This window comes from Bradyrhizobium cedriense (assembly GCF_054602315.1).
Window position 1 is genome coordinate 766,514 of record NZ_JBTSWB010000001.1, and the last position, 15,064, is coordinate 781,577.

The window sequence follows — 15,064 nt, forward strand, 5'->3', positions numbered from 1 at the left end:
AGGAAGAACGAATAGAGGGCTTCCAGTTCTCACTCCGGATTGAAACTTCTCCCTCCTTGGGACGTAAGATTTCGTGATAATCTGTCCATTGCCCCTTGCGAGAGGATCCTGGCATGAACCCGATTGACTTGGTGGTGACCGTGTGTGCGGTGCTCTCGCCTGCGACCTGCGAGGAGCAGCATTTGATGTTCAATTATTCCGGGTCGCCGCGGCAATGCGCGATGGCCGCGCCGCCCTATATCGCGCAATGGGTTGGTGAGCACCCGAAATGGCATGCGGTGCGCTGGCGCTGCGAATATCCACGCCCGAACGACAGGGCGTGAGGAGCCCGCGCTACTTCGTGCAGTCCTGCAGATCCTTGTCGGCGATCGAGAACACCGCATCCGCCTTGATTTCGATATCCCGGACGATGCACTGCCGCGCATTGGGATAGCTGACCTTCGCATCGTAGCGACCGGGCTCGACACCGGTGATGCGCAGCCGTTCGTCGTGATCGACTTCCTTGTCCTTGTCGTTCAAGCACTGGTTCGGACCCCAGTCGGTCTTGCCGGCCGGTGCGAGTTGGAAGCCGGAGATCGTCTCAGCCGTCAGGTTCCAGAGCCGGATGCCCTTGCCCTTGGTCTGCGCGGCGGCGTCGCCGGCAAGCGTCAACAACGGCATCAATGCCAGAATCCAACGCATCAAGCAGTCCTCCCACAGGCGCGCCGTCATTCCCTGATCAGGCGTTCGCGGTTCTTTGCCTTGTCGAAATTTTTGGCGCGGTCAAGGCCGTTCGGCGCGATCAGCTTCGCCGAGGCGAGATCGGCGCCGTCGAAATCGGCGTCGATGACGATGGCGCCGGTCAGATCGGCTCCGCCGAGTTGGGCGTTTTTCAGCGATGCACCGCTCAGGTCGGCGCCCCTGAGGACCGCGAATTCAAGGTCGACGCGTGACAAATCGGCGTTGCGCGCGTTCAGCCGTTCCAGATTGGCGGATCTCAGCACCGCGCGCATCAGCCCCATCGACTGGTTGCGCATGTCGGCACCGAGATGCGCATCCGCGATCGACGCGCCGACCATGCTCGCGCCGGTGAGATCTGCCGTGATGCGTGCACCAGTCAGATCGGCGCCGTCGAGGCGAGCACGTGCCATCTGTGACGCGAACAAACTGGCACCCTTCAGGCTCGCGCCCGTGAGATCTGCATCCAGCAGCCACGCCTGATCGAGGATCGCCCCATCAAGCCGGGCGCCGGCGAATTTCGTCTTGTTGAGCCGTGCCGCACGGAGAATTACGTTGGTCAGGTCGAGACCACTGAGATCGAGCCCCGATAACCGCTTGCCGGTCAAATCGGCGGGGGCGCCGGCGCTCGCTTTGGCCAGCGCGGCCTCGACCTCCTGCCGGCTCATCTCGGCGGAGACCATGGCGGGTGATGTCAGATCGAGATCGCGCATCATGTCCTGCGCGCGCGTCGTTGTCGCGAGCAGAGCAAGGCCAAGTGCCGTCAGGGCGATCCTTCGCTTCATCAGCAGACTCCGCTGCGACCCAATTTAGCACGGGTCTCGCGCGGTTGCCTATGAGACATCCCGCCCGGCGTGAACGTCGCCTTGTTCCGCTTGAATGCGCCGTGCAAGCTCGGTCCTGATCGCCGCAATCTCGGCCTCGCTGCGCGCAGCGCGCGGGATGGCGATCGGAAGCTCCTGCACGATCCGCGCGGGACGCGGCGACAAGAAAAACAGGCGGTCGCCGAGCCGGATCGCATCGTCGAGACTGTGGGTGACGAGCAGCGTCATCACCGGACGGCTCGCGACCAGCGTCACGATCTCGTCGCGCAAGCGGCCGGCGAGCGCATCGTCGAGTGAGGCGAGGGGCTCGTCGAGCACCAGGAGATCTGGCTCGACCGCGAAGGCACGGGCCAGTGCGACGCGGCGGGCAAGGCCGAGCGACAATTCGCCGGGGAAGTGGCTGCGATGCGCTTCCAGCTCCAGGATACGAAACAGCTCCGAGAGCTTCGCGTCGGAAATATTCGGCGCCGCAAGCCGTACATTCTGCTCGACCGAGCGCCACGGCAGCAGCCGCGGCTCCTGGAATACCATGCCGATCCGCGCCTCCGGCGGTCGCGCGACGCGGCCTGCAAAGTCGTGGTCCAGTCCCAGGATAATGCGCAGCATCGTGCTCTTGCCGCAGCCGGACGGGCCGATGAGCACGCCGACCTCGCCGGATTGAAGCGCGAATTTGACAGGCGCAAGTACCTCGTGCGTTCCGCCCGCGGCACTCCTGAAGGTCTTTCCTGTGATCTCGACCTCAAGCCGCACGGGGGCGCCACCTGTTTGCACGGGCTTCGAACGGCTGCACCAGCAAGGTTTCGATGACGAGCACGACGGCGGCGAAGGTCAGGGAATAGGCCAGCAGGCGCGGCGTGTCGAACAGCTGGAAGGCGATGCCGATCTCGAAGCCGACGCCGTTAGGCCGACCCAGGAGCTCGGCGACCAGCACGATCTTCCACACCAGCGACAGCCCGGAGCGTGCGGAGGCTGCGATATAGGGCGCAAGCTGCGGCAGCACGACGTGGCGGAAGGCGCGCCAGCGCGGCATCGCGAACACGCTCGCCATCTCGTCGAGCGAGCGGTCGAGCGCGCGCGTGCCCTCGCGCAAGGTGACGATCGCGGTCGGGAGCTTGTTGATGGCGATCGCTGCGATCGCGGCGGCCTCGGTGAGTCCAGCCCAGATATAGGCCAGCACGATCACGACCAATGCGGGCAAGTTCAGCAGCAGGATGAGCCAGGGATCGCCGAGCCGGTCGGCGAGCTTGACCCGGCCCATCAGATAGCCGATCGCGCTGCCGAGCGACATCGCCAGGGTGAAGGCGAGCGTGACGCGCGCCAGCGTGGCGCCGAGATGCACGAACAGCGCGCCGGATGAGGCCTCCGCGATCATGACCTGGAGCACGGCCGGCGGGGAGGGCAGTTTCGCGCCGCCGACGAACAACGCGGCGATCCACCAGATCGCGAGGAACAGGGCGAACGAGAGAAGACGCAGCACCTCAGTCTCCGGGGACTGCGTGATAGAAGGTGCCTGGATCGAGCTCGGCCGCCGGGCCGACGAGATCGCGGCCGCCAATCTCGGCCAGCACGCGGTAGAGCACGCGCGCGTCCTTTTCCTCGTCATCGATGCTCCGGCGCGGAATGCCGTCGCGGTAGCGGTCGCGGTAGGTCTTGAGCACGGCCGGGTCGGTTGTGCCGGTGAGCGGCGCGACTTTGTCCCAGGCCTCATCCGAGGTCGCCAGCAGCTCTTTGGCCTTGCGCGTCATCGCGATGAAGCGCGCCACGGCGCCGCGATGGCTCGCGGCCCAGCTCTCATCGAAGACGTAGCCGACGGCCGAGACCGCACCCTTGGCGCCCAGTTTCGGCAAGATGTCCTCGATGCCGGTGAGGCGTCTCAGACCTTTGGCCTCGAGCTGGGCGCAGAAGTTCCAGAAATTGAGGCTCGCATCCATTTCGCCATCGAGCGCCTTGGCGGCGATCAGGGGCGGGGCGCCGTAGACGATCGTTGCCTGCGACTTCAAGTCGATGCCGTCCAGCTTCATGCGCGCCTGGAGCAGCAGCCAGCTCTTGTCGATCGCACCACCGGCGACCGCTAGCTTGCGGCCCTTCAGGTCTGCGAGTGTCTTGATCGGCGAGTTGGCGGGTACCATCACCGCACCGAGCGCGCTCGAATAAGGATAGAAGGTGAGCTTGGCGCCGAGCGCACGCTCGCGCGAGACCCACAGCCAGTCCGACAGGATGATATCGGCGCTGCCTGCACGCATCGCGATCTTGCCGGCCTCGGTACTCGCGAGTTCGGCGACCTCGAGCGACAGGCCTGCCTCCTTGTCCAGACCGCCCGCGCGGATCGCGGCCAGCTCCCAAGAGAACGTTCCGGTCTTCTGCACCGCAAGGCGGATCGTCTCCGCGGCGCGGCCGGGTGCGGCTGGCATCAACGCCAGCGTCACCGCAAGCGCCAATATTCGACCGGGTACTCTCATCACCTTGTGAGCCGTTTCCTCTGACAGAGCGCTTTTCAGGACAATACGCATAGCATAGCTTTCGTCGCAACCATTGGGAGGATGCGCATGAAACTGGCGGGACAGCTACGACCGATTGTCGCCGCATTGATATTGACGTGGACAGCATGCGGGGCTCGGGCCGAGGAGGCCAACGATTATCCCACGTCGGCGCGCGCCGAATACGTCTATGGCTGCATGAAGGCCAACGGCGAGACACGGGCTGCGATCGAGCAATGTTCCTGCTCGATCGATGTGGTCGCCTCGATCATGCCCTATGGGCGCTACGTCACCGCCGAGACCGCGCTCAGCATGTCGCAGGTGCGCGGCAATCTCGGCGTCCAATTCCGCACGTCGGAGCAGGCGAACTCGGCCGTGAACGATCTACGCCGCGCGCAGGCGGAAGCCGAGGTGAGGTGCTTCTAGTCGGTGGCGCGAAGCGCCGAGATCACGTCCCCGGCTTCTCCACATCCCACTCGTTGCGGAACACGTGCCCGTCCGTGTCCTTTGCTTCCGCGCGGAAACGCTTGGCGCCGTTGGACACGTAGGTGAAGCGCAGGTTGGGATCTTCCGAGATCGAGATGCCGCCTTCCATCGACAGCACGGGGCTGTCGTCCTGCGTCAGCTTCAACTGGTTGATGAAGAACGCGGGAATGTAGAGCTGCGTGACCTGGTCCATCTGGAGACCGGAATTGTTGGGATGGCCGATCATGATTTGCGCCTCGCGGACGCGGCTCGCCGGCGCATCCTCGCGTGCGAACTGGCGGTAGCGCATCTTGCCGAGTCGGTTCTTGGCTTCCTCGACGTTTTTGCCCGCCGGCGCCGAGCAGCCGCCGGACGCCTTCACGTAAGTCTTGGACATATAGAGCTGGCCGTCGCTGAGCTCGGCGACCGCGTGGACATCGGTGTAGTTGTTGACGCGCACGCGTGTCGAGATCTCCGTGACGTTCGCGTCCGGCCCTAGCTCGAACTTCGCCGCCATCGGTGCGGGATTACGGTCGATCACCAGCGTGATCGAACGGATGCGGCGCGCATCACCGGGCGACAGCTTGCTGCGCAGCGTCACCGGCACGATGGCCGCATCCTCCGCGCGGTATGGCATCTCGATGCCGATGACGGCGCTGCCGTCGTTCATCGGACGGCTGCCGAAGATGTCCTGCACCAGGCCCGGCCAGGGATCATGAGCCTCTTCAGCCTGCGCCGGCATTGCGAAAGCCATGCTGAGCAGCAGGGCGGTGAGAGTCAGGCGGCGTGTGCATCCCGTCATGGTCATGATCCCGCGCGGACGAAACGATCGTTGGCGACAGCCTAGCGCGCCCGCTACTCCCATTCAATTTCCGAGAATGCTGCGGTTGCGTTGCGAGCGTTGTAGTCGTCGAACAGCTGCCAATGCGACCGTTCCGAGGCGGCCGCCTTGTCCGCGGCAGTGCGGATCGGCTCGCCATTCTTGTTCAGCGTGCGGACGTCGGACAGCAGCGTTGACAGGTAGCGCCGTTCATCGCTCAGCGCGGCAGGCCAGTCGCTCACGGGGCCGTGACCGGGAACGACGCGGAGCGCCGGGATTGCTTCCAATCCCTTCAGTGTTTCGAGCCAGCCGCGGATGCTGCCGTCCATGACCGGAATGTGGCGAAGAAAGACGAGGTCGCCCGCGAACAGCGTTTTGGTCGTCTCATCGTAAACGGTCAAGTCGCTGTCGCTGTGTCCGGCCGGCCAGGCACGCAAGGTCAGGCGGCGCGACCCCAGATCGAGCGTCATCGCGTCGGTCACGAGTATGGTCGGGGCAATGATCTTGACGGGATCGATCAGTTCGCTGCCCATGATGCGGCGGAAATTGTCGAGATAGAATGGTCCCCGCGTCGCAAATGCCTGCGGCAGCCTGCTGTGGCCGACGAAGCTCACCCCCTCCGCAACGAAGGCGGCATTGCCGAAGACATGGTCGGGATGCCCGTGGGTGTTGATGACATAGCGGATCGGCTTGGGCGTGCGGGCCCGCACGGCGGCCAGCAGCGCCTCGCCTTCGCGAAGGCTGCCGCCGGTGTCGATCACGGCGACCGCGTCCTGGCCGACGATGAAGCCGACATTGGCAATGTCGCCCTCGTTCTCGCGGGTCATCAGGGCAATGGTCCCGGAGTGTACGAAGATTCCCGGTGCGACTTCGCTCACAGGCAATTCGGCTGCCCAAGCGCGTGCTAGCGTTGCTCCCAGCAGGAACCAGGCTGCGATCATCAGAGCGATGCGAGACACTTTTCCGCCTCAGTTCATAGGATTCGTCTCATTGCACTGCAGCAAGCAAGGCCAGCGCAAAGTTGGCACAGGTGGCGCGTCATGCGTTGCATGGATAGCATTCAATCAAAACGAGGAGGAAGCACGATGACGCAGGTCGGACGACATCGTCGCTGGTTGTTTTCGCTGTGGGTCGTGGTCGCATCCTGCGCGTTCGGCGCTTCCGCCATCGCGCAGACCAGCGAGACCGGCGATCTCTCATTCGAACTGGTCGATCCCAAGGTGCTGCGCGTCTGCGCCGATCCGCGCAATCTGCCGTTCTCCAACGACAAGGGCGAGGGGTTCGAGAACAAGCTGGCCGAGCTTCTTGCGGACAAGCTGCAGAAGAAGCTCGACTACGTCTTCTTTCCGCAGGCCAGCGGCTTCGTGCGAATGACGCTGGGTGCCCACCGCTGCGACGTCATCATGGGCTTCCCGCAAGGCGACGATCTCGTGCAGGGCACCAATCCCTATTACCGTACGACCTATGCGCTGGTCGCGAAGGCGGGCAGCGGGCTTGAGGACGTCGATATACTCGAGGATCCGAAGTTGAAGGGCAAGCGTATCGGTATCGTCGCCGGCACGCCGCCGGCAACCAACATGGCGCTGGCGGGTTTGATGGGTGATGCAAAGCCCTATCAGTTGATGATCGATACGCGCTTCGACAATTCGGCGCGGGCGATGGTCGACGACCTTGTTGCCGGCAAGATCGACGCCGGCGTGCTGTGGGGCCCGATGGCCGGCTACTACGCGAAGCAAGCCGGCTCTTCGCTCCATGTCACGCCGCTGGTGAAGGAAACCACCGGGCCGAAGCTGGTTTATCGCATCGGCATGGGCGTGCGTCCTGCCGACCAGAACTGGAAGCGGCAGCTGAACAAGCTGATCCAGGACAATCAGGGTGAGATCAACAAGATCCTGCTCGATTTCGGCGTCCCGCTGCTGGACGAGAGCAATCGCCCACTCGGCGGGGAGACCGCCAAGAAGACGCCATGAGGCGGCCTCTTGCCGCTGTGTTCGTCGCCGCCCTGCTCGTGGCACCGGCGTTGGCGCAGCAGCAGGAGCCATTCGAGCCCGAGGGCTATCGCACCGACAACTATCGTGCGCCGGTGCCGGCGACGCTTGCCGGCGCGCGCGTGCTCACCACCGAGGAGGCAGCGGCGATCTGGCGCGCGAACGGCGGCGCGTTCGTCGACGTAATGCCGCGGCCGCCGAAGCCGAAAGGCCTTCCCGCAGGCACCGTCTGGCGCGATGCGCCGCGCAGGAACATCGCGGGCAGCATCTGGCTGCCGGACACCGGCTACGGCATCTTGCCGCCCGCCATGGACGATTATCTCCAGCGCGGCCTCGCGCGCGCCTCGCGCGGCGACAAGGCCGCCCTGCTCGTGATTTATTGCCTCGCCGATTGCTGGATGTCCTGGAATGCCGCCAAGCGTGCGCTGGCTTACGGCTATTCAAACGTCGCCTGGTTCCCCGACGGCACCGACGGCTGGGAACGCGCGACGCTTCCGACCGAGGAAGCGCAACCGGAGCCGCGCCCTGAGCAGCAGTGATCAGGCGAAGGTGCGGTTTCTCTCCGCAGGCGGAGAGAGGTCCGGAGCAGTTCCGTTACTTCTGCTTCTGCAGCTTCGTCAGCGTACCGGTGCCGTTCGTCTCGGTGGCCGTATAATTCACCCTGTCACCGGCATGGACGGCATCCAGCATCGCGGCATCCTTGGTCTTGTACTCCTGGAGCGCGCCGGCGCTGCCAGCGCTGGCGCCGACCGTACCCTTCTGCGTCTGCTGGATCGAGATCGTGCCGTTGAGCCGGTCGATCCGCGTGATCATTCCGGTCATGTCTTCGGCAAATGCGCTTGATGCGAGCAAGCTAAGGGCCGCAGCGCCCGCGAAGATGAATCTTGTTGTTCCCATCGAGGCCTCCCGACGTATGGGTTCATTCGACAAGGCATCCTGGATCGATTTGGTTCCGGCGAATAGCGCGGTAAAAGGTTAATGGTTGCGGAACTTTCGTAAGCCGTCAGCGATGTTGACGCTATTCCATTTCCTGCTGGATCACGCGCCCCAGCGCGAACAGGCGCTGGTCGATCGTGGTTGGAACCTCGCAGACGAAGCGCACCACCTTGGTGCGGTCCTCGAAGATGCGGGTTTTCCAGATCAGCTCGTTGCTGAGCGCCTCGACCTTGGCTTCGTCTCGGGGTGTCGCGCCTTGCAGGGTGTGGAGCTGGAGCGTTTCCTCGCGAATCTTGTCGGCGGCCTCGCGCTGCTTGCGGCTGACGCGTTCGAGCCCGTTCATGACCTGCGAGCGCTGAGCATTGAGCGTGTCGAACAGGCCGGCAAATAGCAGCTTCGCATTCGTCGCCTTGTCGGAACCGGAGGCCGCCAGAAACTCCTTCACCGATTTCTCGGCCTCGTCCAACGACGTCTTGCGTGCCGCCAGTTTCGCGACCAGCGCGCTGACCTTGGCGTCGTCCTGCCATTTGTTCTGGACGTCGTCGAGCGGCGGACCGGCCCAGACGGCCGCGAGCGAAATCTCCGGCACCTTGGCCTGGGTGCAGGGCCAATCCGGAAAGCGCGGATCGGCCGCGTGCGCGGCCGCGCCGGACAGCGCGATCACCATGGCAGCCAGAAGCCAGACCTTCATCCTTCGCCTCCCGCAGGACCGCGTCGCGCCAGCCCGCGCGAGGGATCATAGGCCAAAATCGCTCCGATCATGAAGACGATTGTGCAGCTTGCGACCACCGCCAGCGAGATCCAGTTGATCTGCCCATAGAGCGCGAAGCGGATCAACTCGACCGCATGGGTGAACGGATTGGCCTCGCAGAGATAATAGAGGTAGGGGCTGCCCTCCTGCACTCGCCAGAGCGGGTAGAGCGCGGACGAGGCGAAGAACATCGGGAAGATCACGAAGTTCATCACGCCGGCGAAATTCTCCAGCTGCTTGATGCCCGAGGAGATCAGCATGCCGAGCGAGCCCAGCATCAACCCGGACAGGATCAGCGCCGGCAGCACGGTGAGGTAGCCCCAGGGCGGCGGGGTGATGTCCCACAGCCAGGCGATCAAGAGAAACGCATAGACCTGGAGCAGCGACACGGCGGTGCCCGCGAGCAGCTTGCAGAACAGCAGGAACCCGCGCGGCAGCGGGCTCACCAGGAGCGTGCGCATGTTGCCCATCTCGCGGTCATAGACCATCGAGAGCGAGGACTGCATGCCGTTGAAGAGCTGGATCATCGCCATCAGCCCGGGCGCGATATAGACCTCGTAGAGGATGTAGGTCTCATACGGCGGGATGATGGAGATGCCGAGCACCTGGCGGAAGCCGGCGGCGAAGATGAACAGCCACACCAACGGGCGCACCAGCGCCGAGACGAAGCGCTCACGCTGATGCAGGAAGCGCAGGCCCTCGCGCCAGACGATGCCGGTGAGGCACGTCATGTACTCCGCGGCGGAGAAGCCGCGCGGCGTATCATGCGCCGTGATGCTGCTCATGCCCCGCCTCCCGGCATGGTTTGCGCGCCGGTCAGGCGCATGAAGGCGGTGTTGACGTCCTGCGCACCGGCTTCGGAAATGACGCGGCTCATCGGCCCCTGCGCCAGCACCTTGCCCTGGTGCAGCACCACGAGATCGTCGCCCGGCATGATCTCGTCGAACAGATGGGTCGCCCAGAGCACGCCAATGCCTTGCCCGGTGACGAGCTGGCGGACGTGGCTGATGATGTCGGCGCGCGCCTTGACGTCGAGGCCGACGGTCGGCTCGTCCAGCAACAGCAGCCGGGGCCGGTGCAGCAGCGCCCGTGCGATCTCCAGCCGCCGCATCTGCCCACCCGAGAGGTCGCGCACCTTGCTGCCGGCACGCTCTTCGAGCCCGATACGGCCGAGCAATGCGGCACTGCGCGCGGCTGCCTCGCGCCAGCTGATGCCATGAAGAGCGGCGTGATAGAGCAGGTTCTGAGTCAACGAGAGGTCGAGATCGAGCGTGCGCGGCTGGAACACGACGCCGAGCAGCCGCAGCGCCTCGCCCGGGCTCTTGCTGATGTCGTGGCCGAAGATGGCGACACGGCCGGACTGGATGCCGAACAGGCGCGTGATCAGCGAAAACAGCGTGCTCTTGCCGGCGCCGTTAAGGCCCAGCAGCGCCGTGAAGCTCGCGGGCTGCACGTTGAAGGAGACGTCCATCAGCGCGCGCCGTGACCCGTAGGAATGGCCGACGCCCTCGATCGACAATGCCGGTACCGTGGCCGGATCGAGCATCGGCATCTCACGTGGCTCGGTGATCGGGGCAGGGCTGGTCATGGCGCGATCGTGACGCCCCAGGGCAGCTCGCCCACCTGGATGGTCTTGATCACCTTTTGCGCGGCGACGTCGATGACGGAGACATCGTTCGACACGCCGTTAGTGGTGAGCAGGTACTTTTCGTCGGGCGTGAACGCCACGTGCCAGACGCGCTGTCCGACCAGCAGGTACTTCGTCACCTTGCGCGTGGCGACGTCGACCACGGCGATGCGGTTGGCGGGGCCGAGTGCGACGAAGGCGGTCTTGTCGTCCTTGGTCATGCCGATGCCGACCGGCTGGATGGCCTCTTTCCGCAGGCCCGGAATCTCGAACGCGACCTTGCCGATCACCTCATGCTTCTTCGGATCAATGATCGACACGGTCCCGCCGATCTCCGAAGACACCCATAGCTCCGAACTGTCGTGCTTGAACTCGGCAAAGCGCGGGCGCGCGTCGACCAGCACGTTGGCGACGATCTGGCGCGAGGCTGTGTCGATGAAATGCGCCATGTTGGTCGTCTCGGACGTGTTGATCAGCGTCTTGCCGTCAGGACTGATGGTCATGCCCTCGGGTTCGACTCCGACCTGGATGTCGCCCAGGCGGGCGCGCTTCTCGAGGTCGATCACGGTCACCGTGTTGTCGTTCTCGTTGGCGACGTAGAGGAATTTGCCCGCGGCGTCCTGAGCGAAGAGCTCGGGGTCGGGTCCGGAGGGCAGGCTGTCGACCACGGCTTGGGTCTTGGCATCGATCACCTGGATGGTGTCGTCGTCGCCGACCGCGACCATCACGAACTTGCCGTCGCGCGTGAAATCGATGCCGCGGGGGCGCTGGCCGACCTTGATGGTTTTGGTCACCGTCCAGCTGTCGGTGTCGATCACCGAGACCGTGTTGCTCTTCTCGTTCGAGACGTAGGCGATGAAGGCGTGCGCCGGCGCCGCCACCAGTACAAGGGCTACCAGCAACGCTGTCTCCAGGATGCGCGACGCCTGTCCACGGGCTGTCTTCACCTCCCCCGCAAGCGGGGGAGGGGGCGCAGCGTGGTTGTGGCGGCTTCTCGATCCCATCTCGCTCATTTCAACTTGCATTTGCTCTCCGGACGATCGTAGCCGAGCGTGTCGAGCTCGGAGACCTGGTGCAGGAATCCCTCCTGCGGCGACACCGACACCACCATGCGACCGTCGACCAGAAGGATCGGCTGGCGCAGTTGCAGGTTCCAGTCGCGCAAGGTGAGCCGCGTGCCTTTGAATGCGGCGACCGAGAAATCCGGGCCCTTGATGAAATCGGTCACCTTCCTGGCGTCCCCGGAATTGGTGCGCGAGGTGGCTTCGCCGATCATGCGCACCGCGGTCCAGGCCTGCATGTCGAGCGCGGTCATGCGCCGCGAATTCAACTTGAAGAAGCGGTTCTGCATCTGGATCGCACCCCACTGGTCCTGCGCCGCGTCCCAGCTGCGCGGCACGAGTCCGGCCGAGCCCGCGACGGGCCGCGGATCCCAGGTGCGATAGGGCAAATACGCGCCGAAGACCTCGCTCTCGTCGGCGGCGACCAGCACGTCATAGGCCGGCGCCTGCTGGGTGAAGACAGGCATCTGGCGCTGGATCAGCGTCACGCCGCTATCGGTACGGCGGGCGCCGCCTTTGTCCTCGAACGTGCGCTCCTGCACGATCTTGGCGCCGAACCGCGTCGCGGTGCGCCGGAGCGCATCGGCGAACAGCTTGTCCTCGTCATGCGAGCCGACCACGAGCAGCCAGCGCTTCCACTGCTTCCACACCAGATATTGGCCGAGCGCGTCCGCCAGCATCGCGCGCGTCGGTGCGGTGTGGATGACGTTGGTGCGGCAATCGGCCTCGCGCAGCCGCTCGTCGATTGCGCCGACGTTGAACAGCAGCGTGCCGCGCTCGCGTAGGGCGTCCGAGACCTTCAGCAACGCATCGGCCGGCAGGTCGCTGACGATGAAGCTGTTCTTCTCGGCGAGCGCGGTCGCTGCCTGCACGACGTCCTCGCCTTCCTTGATGCGGCGCTCCTCCAGCGTAAAACGCTGGTTGAGAAATTTCCCGGTGGTGTTGTTGTCCTCGATGGCGAGTCGCGCGCCGGCAACACCGTCATTCTCGGCGGGTTGCTCGGCCAGCGATAGTGTCGATCTGGTGCCGGCGACGCCGAGATAGCCGACGCCGATCGTGACCGGGTCGGCCGCGAGCGTGCTCGTCGCGGCGGCACCCAGGCCGATCAGGCCGACCAACCATCGGATCATGTTTCCTCCAGACCCATTTCCTCCGAGCGTTCTCCCCGGCTTGACCGCAGGTGGAGAATTGTCTCTGCTAAAGCATGACCGATTTGTCGGGGCATGCAACCCCGCATTTCGTCCCCGCGTGCTCGAGGCCTGGAATCACGATCATGCGAGCATTGATATGTTTCGCCGCCTTGTTGTTGACGGGTTCGGTCGCGCTCGCCGATCCGCCGAAACTCGCGGTGTTCGATTTCGAGCTGATCGACACCAGCCTGCCCGGCGAGTTCTATGGCTCCAAGCCTGAGCAGGCACGGCTGGAGAGCATCGGCGAGCAACTGCGCAAGGAGTTGGCCGGGTCAGGCAGGTTCCAGGTACTCGACATCGCGCCGGTCAGGGACGCCGCCCGTCGCGCGAACTTGCAGGCCTGTGGTGGTTGCGACCTCAAGCTTGCCGGGCAGATCGGCGCCGAGCTGGAGATCACCGGCCTCGTGCAGAAGGTCTCGAACCTGATCATCAACCTCAACATCTATCTGCGCGACGTGAAGACCGGCAACATGATCACCGTCGCCAGCGCCGACATGCGCGGCAACACCGATGAAGCCTGGACGCGCACGATGAGCTATCTGATCCGCAACCGCTTGCTGGCGCCGAACTACGGACGGCCGGAGTAGGGTGGGCGCCTCTTCCCGCAAGCGGGCAAGGCAGAAGAGCTCACCCCTTCAACCTCTCCGCATGCCAGTGCAGGTGATCGCCCATGAAGGTCGAGATGAAATAGTAGCTGTGGTCGTAGCCGGCCTGCCGTCGCAGCGTCAGCGGGATGCCTGCCTTGGTGCAGGCGGCTTCGAGCAGCTCCGGCTTGAGCTGCTCCTTCAGGAAATTGTCGGCCTCGCCGACGTCGACGAGGAAGCTGGAAAACTTCGCGCCGTCCTCGATTAGTGCCACCGTGTCGTGAGTGCGCCAGGCGTCCTTGTTCGGTCCGAGATAGCCGGTCAGCGCCTTGATGCCCCAGGGCACTTGCGAAGGCGCGACGATCGGCGCGAACGCGCTGGCCGCGCGAAAGCGGTGCGGATTGCGCAGCGCCACCGTCAATGCGCCGTGACCGCCCATCGAATGGCCCATCACCGATTGGCGCTTGGGATCTACGGGGAAGTTCCCGGCAACGAGCTTGGGCAGTTCGTCGGTGACGTAACTCCACATCCGATAGTTGCGCGCGAACGGCTCCTGCGTCGCATCGACGTAAAAGCCGGCGCCCAGGCCGAAATCATAGGCATTGTTGGCGTCGCCCGGCACGTCCGGTCCACGCGGGCTGGTGTCGGGCGCGACGAAGATCAGGCCGAGCTCGGCGCAGGCCTTGCGGAATTCGCCCTTCTCGGTGACGTTGGCATGCGTGCAGGTGAGCCCGGAGAGGTACCAGACAACGGGCAGCTTGGCGCCGTCCGCATGCGGCGGAACATAGACCGAGAACACCATGTCGGTTCCGGTTGCCTCACTCGCATGGCGATAGACGCCCTGCACGCCGCCGTAGGATCTGTTCGTCGAGACAGTCTGGATCGTCATGCCCAATAGCTCCGTGGCATCTCGCCACTCAAGAGTGCACCGCTTATGTGACCGAATTTGTGGCGTCGTCAGGCGACGCCGCTGTCGATCGCCAGCCGAACCAGCTCGACCGAGGTTTTCACCCCGAGCTTCTGGCGCATGATGGACGAGGTGTTGGCAACCGTCTTGTAGGATGATTGCACCAGCCACGCGATCTCGGACAGGCTCTTTCCGGCGCTGAGCAGCCGCAGGATCTCCATTTCGCGCGCATTCAGCTTCGACAGCGGGCTTTGCGCCAGCGTCGGCCCCGCAAAGGCGATGCTGCGCGCGATCGCGGTTGGAAGGTACGTGCCGCCGCCGCTGACGGCGCGGATCGCCTCGACGAGATCGTCGGGATCGCCGGTCTTGGAGACGTAGCCCTTGGCGCCGCATTCGATCGCGCGCGCCGCGAAGGCGGGGTCGTCGTTCATGCTGAACATGATGATGCGGGCTTCGGGCGCGCGTTCGAGGATGCGGCGCGCCAGCTCGAATCCGGAGACGGTCGGCAGGTTGATGTCGATGATGCAGAGGTCGGGACGCTCGACGATGAAGACGCACTCGCCGTCTTCGGCGTCGGCGGCCTCCAAAATCTCGATCTCGCCCTCGTCGGCCAGCACGGCACGGCAGCCGGAGGCGACAATGGGATGATCGTCGACGATCAGAATGCGCATAGGCGTTCCCCGCGACAGCACGTCCCCCGTGTTGGAATTTGCCTGT

The 15,064-nt window shown here is 64.5% G+C and carries 20 protein-coding genes; 5 read left to right on the plus strand and 15 right to left on the minus strand.

The window, feature by feature from the left end; all coding sequences use genetic code 11:
* Window positions 1-113 precede the first annotated feature (113 nt).
* A complete protein-coding gene (locus ACYCVF_RS03595) occupies window positions 114-323 on the plus strand; it encodes a hypothetical protein (RefSeq protein ID WP_459597164.1) in 210 nt (69 codons plus the stop codon).
* Window positions 324-333: 10 nt separating this feature from the next.
* On the opposite strand, the gene ACYCVF_RS03600 is transcribed toward ACYCVF_RS03595, so the two are convergent.
* The 5 genes from ACYCVF_RS03600 to ACYCVF_RS03620 are packed head-to-tail and all read right to left on the minus strand — an operon-like array spanning window position 334 to window position 4,000.
* On the minus strand, window positions 334-681 hold the full coding sequence (locus ACYCVF_RS03600) for a hypothetical protein (protein ID WP_459597165.1): 348 nt from the start codon (window positions 679-681) through the stop codon (window positions 334-336).
* A gap of 26 nt (window positions 682-707) precedes the next feature.
* The gene (locus tag ACYCVF_RS03605; RefSeq protein WP_459597166.1) at window positions 708-1,502 is read right to left on the minus strand and encodes a pentapeptide repeat-containing protein; all 795 of its coding nucleotides are present in this window, start codon (window positions 1,500-1,502) and stop codon (window positions 708-710) included.
* 48 nt (window positions 1,503-1,550) lie between these two features.
* Window positions 1,551-2,291, minus strand: coding sequence for an ABC transporter ATP-binding protein (locus ACYCVF_RS03610; RefSeq protein ID WP_459597167.1), 741 nt, complete (start codon window positions 2,289-2,291; stop codon window positions 1,551-1,553).
* Entirely contained in the window at window positions 2,281-3,018 is a 738-nt protein-coding gene (locus ACYCVF_RS03615; protein WP_459597168.1) for an ABC transporter permease, read from the minus strand. The genes ACYCVF_RS03610 and ACYCVF_RS03615 overlap by 11 nt, the downstream gene beginning before the upstream one ends.
* A gap of 1 nt (window position 3,019) precedes the next feature.
* Window positions 3,020-4,000 (minus strand): ABC transporter substrate-binding protein, encoded by a 981-nt coding sequence (locus ACYCVF_RS03620; protein ID WP_459597169.1) that lies wholly within the window; start codon window positions 3,998-4,000, stop codon window positions 3,020-3,022.
* Between the two features lie 87 nt (window positions 4,001-4,087).
* On the opposite strand from ACYCVF_RS03620, the gene ACYCVF_RS03625 reads away from it, so the two are divergent.
* On the plus strand, window positions 4,088-4,444 hold the full coding sequence (locus ACYCVF_RS03625; protein ID WP_459597170.1) for a hypothetical protein: 357 nt from the start codon (window positions 4,088-4,090) through the stop codon (window positions 4,442-4,444).
* 22 nt (window positions 4,445-4,466) lie between these two features.
* On the opposite strand, the gene ACYCVF_RS03630 is transcribed toward ACYCVF_RS03625, so the two are convergent.
* Together ACYCVF_RS03630 and ACYCVF_RS03635 are read right to left on the minus strand one after the other, a co-directional pair.
* Window positions 4,467-5,285: a quinoprotein dehydrogenase-associated SoxYZ-like carrier gene (locus tag ACYCVF_RS03630; RefSeq protein WP_459597171.1), complete on the minus strand. Its 819-nt coding sequence runs from the start codon at window positions 5,283-5,285 to the stop codon at window positions 4,467-4,469.
* 53 nt (window positions 5,286-5,338) lie between these two features.
* Window positions 5,339-6,262 (minus strand): quinoprotein relay system zinc metallohydrolase 2, encoded by a 924-nt coding sequence (locus tag ACYCVF_RS03635; RefSeq protein WP_459597172.1) that lies wholly within the window; start codon window positions 6,260-6,262, stop codon window positions 5,339-5,341.
* A 126-nt stretch (window positions 6,263-6,388) separates the two neighbouring features.
* Between ACYCVF_RS03635 and ACYCVF_RS03640 the strand changes: the two genes are divergently transcribed.
* Window positions 6,389-7,273 carry a substrate-binding domain-containing protein gene (locus ACYCVF_RS03640; RefSeq protein WP_459597173.1) on the plus strand — a complete coding sequence of 295 codons (885 nt, stop codon included), beginning with the start codon at window positions 6,389-6,391 and terminating at the stop codon, window positions 7,271-7,273.
* A complete protein-coding gene (locus ACYCVF_RS03645; protein ID WP_459597174.1) occupies window positions 7,270-7,830 on the plus strand; it encodes a PQQ-dependent catabolism-associated CXXCW motif protein in 561 nt (186 codons plus the stop codon). Before ACYCVF_RS03640 ends, ACYCVF_RS03645 begins: the two co-directional genes overlap by 4 nt.
* Window positions 7,831-7,885: 55 nt before the next feature.
* On the opposite strand, the gene ACYCVF_RS03650 is transcribed toward ACYCVF_RS03645, so the two are convergent.
* The 6 genes from ACYCVF_RS03650 to ACYCVF_RS03675 form a co-directional block, all read right to left on the minus strand.
* Window positions 7,886-8,188, minus strand: coding sequence for a copper-binding protein (locus ACYCVF_RS03650; RefSeq protein ID WP_459597175.1), 303 nt, complete (start codon window positions 8,186-8,188; stop codon window positions 7,886-7,888).
* Window positions 8,189-8,309: 121 nt separating this feature from the next.
* On the minus strand, window positions 8,310-8,918 hold the full coding sequence (locus ACYCVF_RS03655; protein WP_459597176.1) for a hypothetical protein: 609 nt from the start codon (window positions 8,916-8,918) through the stop codon (window positions 8,310-8,312).
* The gene (locus ACYCVF_RS03660; protein ID WP_459597177.1) at window positions 8,915-9,763 is read right to left on the minus strand and encodes an ABC transporter permease; all 849 of its coding nucleotides are present in this window, start codon (window positions 9,761-9,763) and stop codon (window positions 8,915-8,917) included. Before ACYCVF_RS03660 ends, ACYCVF_RS03655 begins: the two co-directional genes overlap by 4 nt.
* Window positions 9,760-10,566, minus strand: coding sequence for an ABC transporter ATP-binding protein (locus tag ACYCVF_RS03665; protein WP_459597178.1), 807 nt, complete (start codon window positions 10,564-10,566; stop codon window positions 9,760-9,762). Before ACYCVF_RS03665 ends, ACYCVF_RS03660 begins: the two co-directional genes overlap by 4 nt.
* Window positions 10,563-11,507 (minus strand): YVTN family beta-propeller repeat protein, encoded by a 945-nt coding sequence (locus ACYCVF_RS03670; RefSeq protein ID WP_459597179.1) that lies wholly within the window; start codon window positions 11,505-11,507, stop codon window positions 10,563-10,565. The genes ACYCVF_RS03665 and ACYCVF_RS03670 overlap by 4 nt, the downstream gene beginning before the upstream one ends.
* A gap of 107 nt (window positions 11,508-11,614) precedes the next feature.
* Window positions 11,615-12,796, minus strand: a complete 1,182-nt coding sequence (locus tag ACYCVF_RS03675) for an ABC transporter substrate-binding protein (RefSeq protein WP_459597180.1) — start codon at window positions 12,794-12,796, stop codon at window positions 11,615-11,617.
* Window positions 12,797-12,870: 74 nt separating this feature from the next.
* Between ACYCVF_RS03675 and ACYCVF_RS03680 the strand changes: the two genes are divergently transcribed.
* Window positions 12,871-13,443, plus strand: coding sequence for a DUF3280 domain-containing protein (locus ACYCVF_RS03680; protein ID WP_459597181.1), 573 nt, complete (start codon window positions 12,871-12,873; stop codon window positions 13,441-13,443).
* A 40-nt stretch (window positions 13,444-13,483) separates the two neighbouring features.
* Here the strand turns inward: ACYCVF_RS03680 and fghA are convergent, their stop codons facing one another.
* Together fghA and ACYCVF_RS03690 are read right to left on the minus strand one after the other, a co-directional pair.
* Window positions 13,484-14,329, minus strand: coding sequence for an S-formylglutathione hydrolase (gene fghA, locus ACYCVF_RS03685; RefSeq protein ID WP_459597182.1), 846 nt, complete (start codon window positions 14,327-14,329; stop codon window positions 13,484-13,486).
* Between the two features lie 68 nt (window positions 14,330-14,397).
* Window positions 14,398-15,018 carry a response regulator gene (locus tag ACYCVF_RS03690; protein WP_024342534.1) on the minus strand — a complete coding sequence of 207 codons (621 nt, stop codon included), beginning with the start codon at window positions 15,016-15,018 and terminating at the stop codon, window positions 14,398-14,400.
* Window positions 15,019-15,064: the final 46 nt, after the last annotated feature.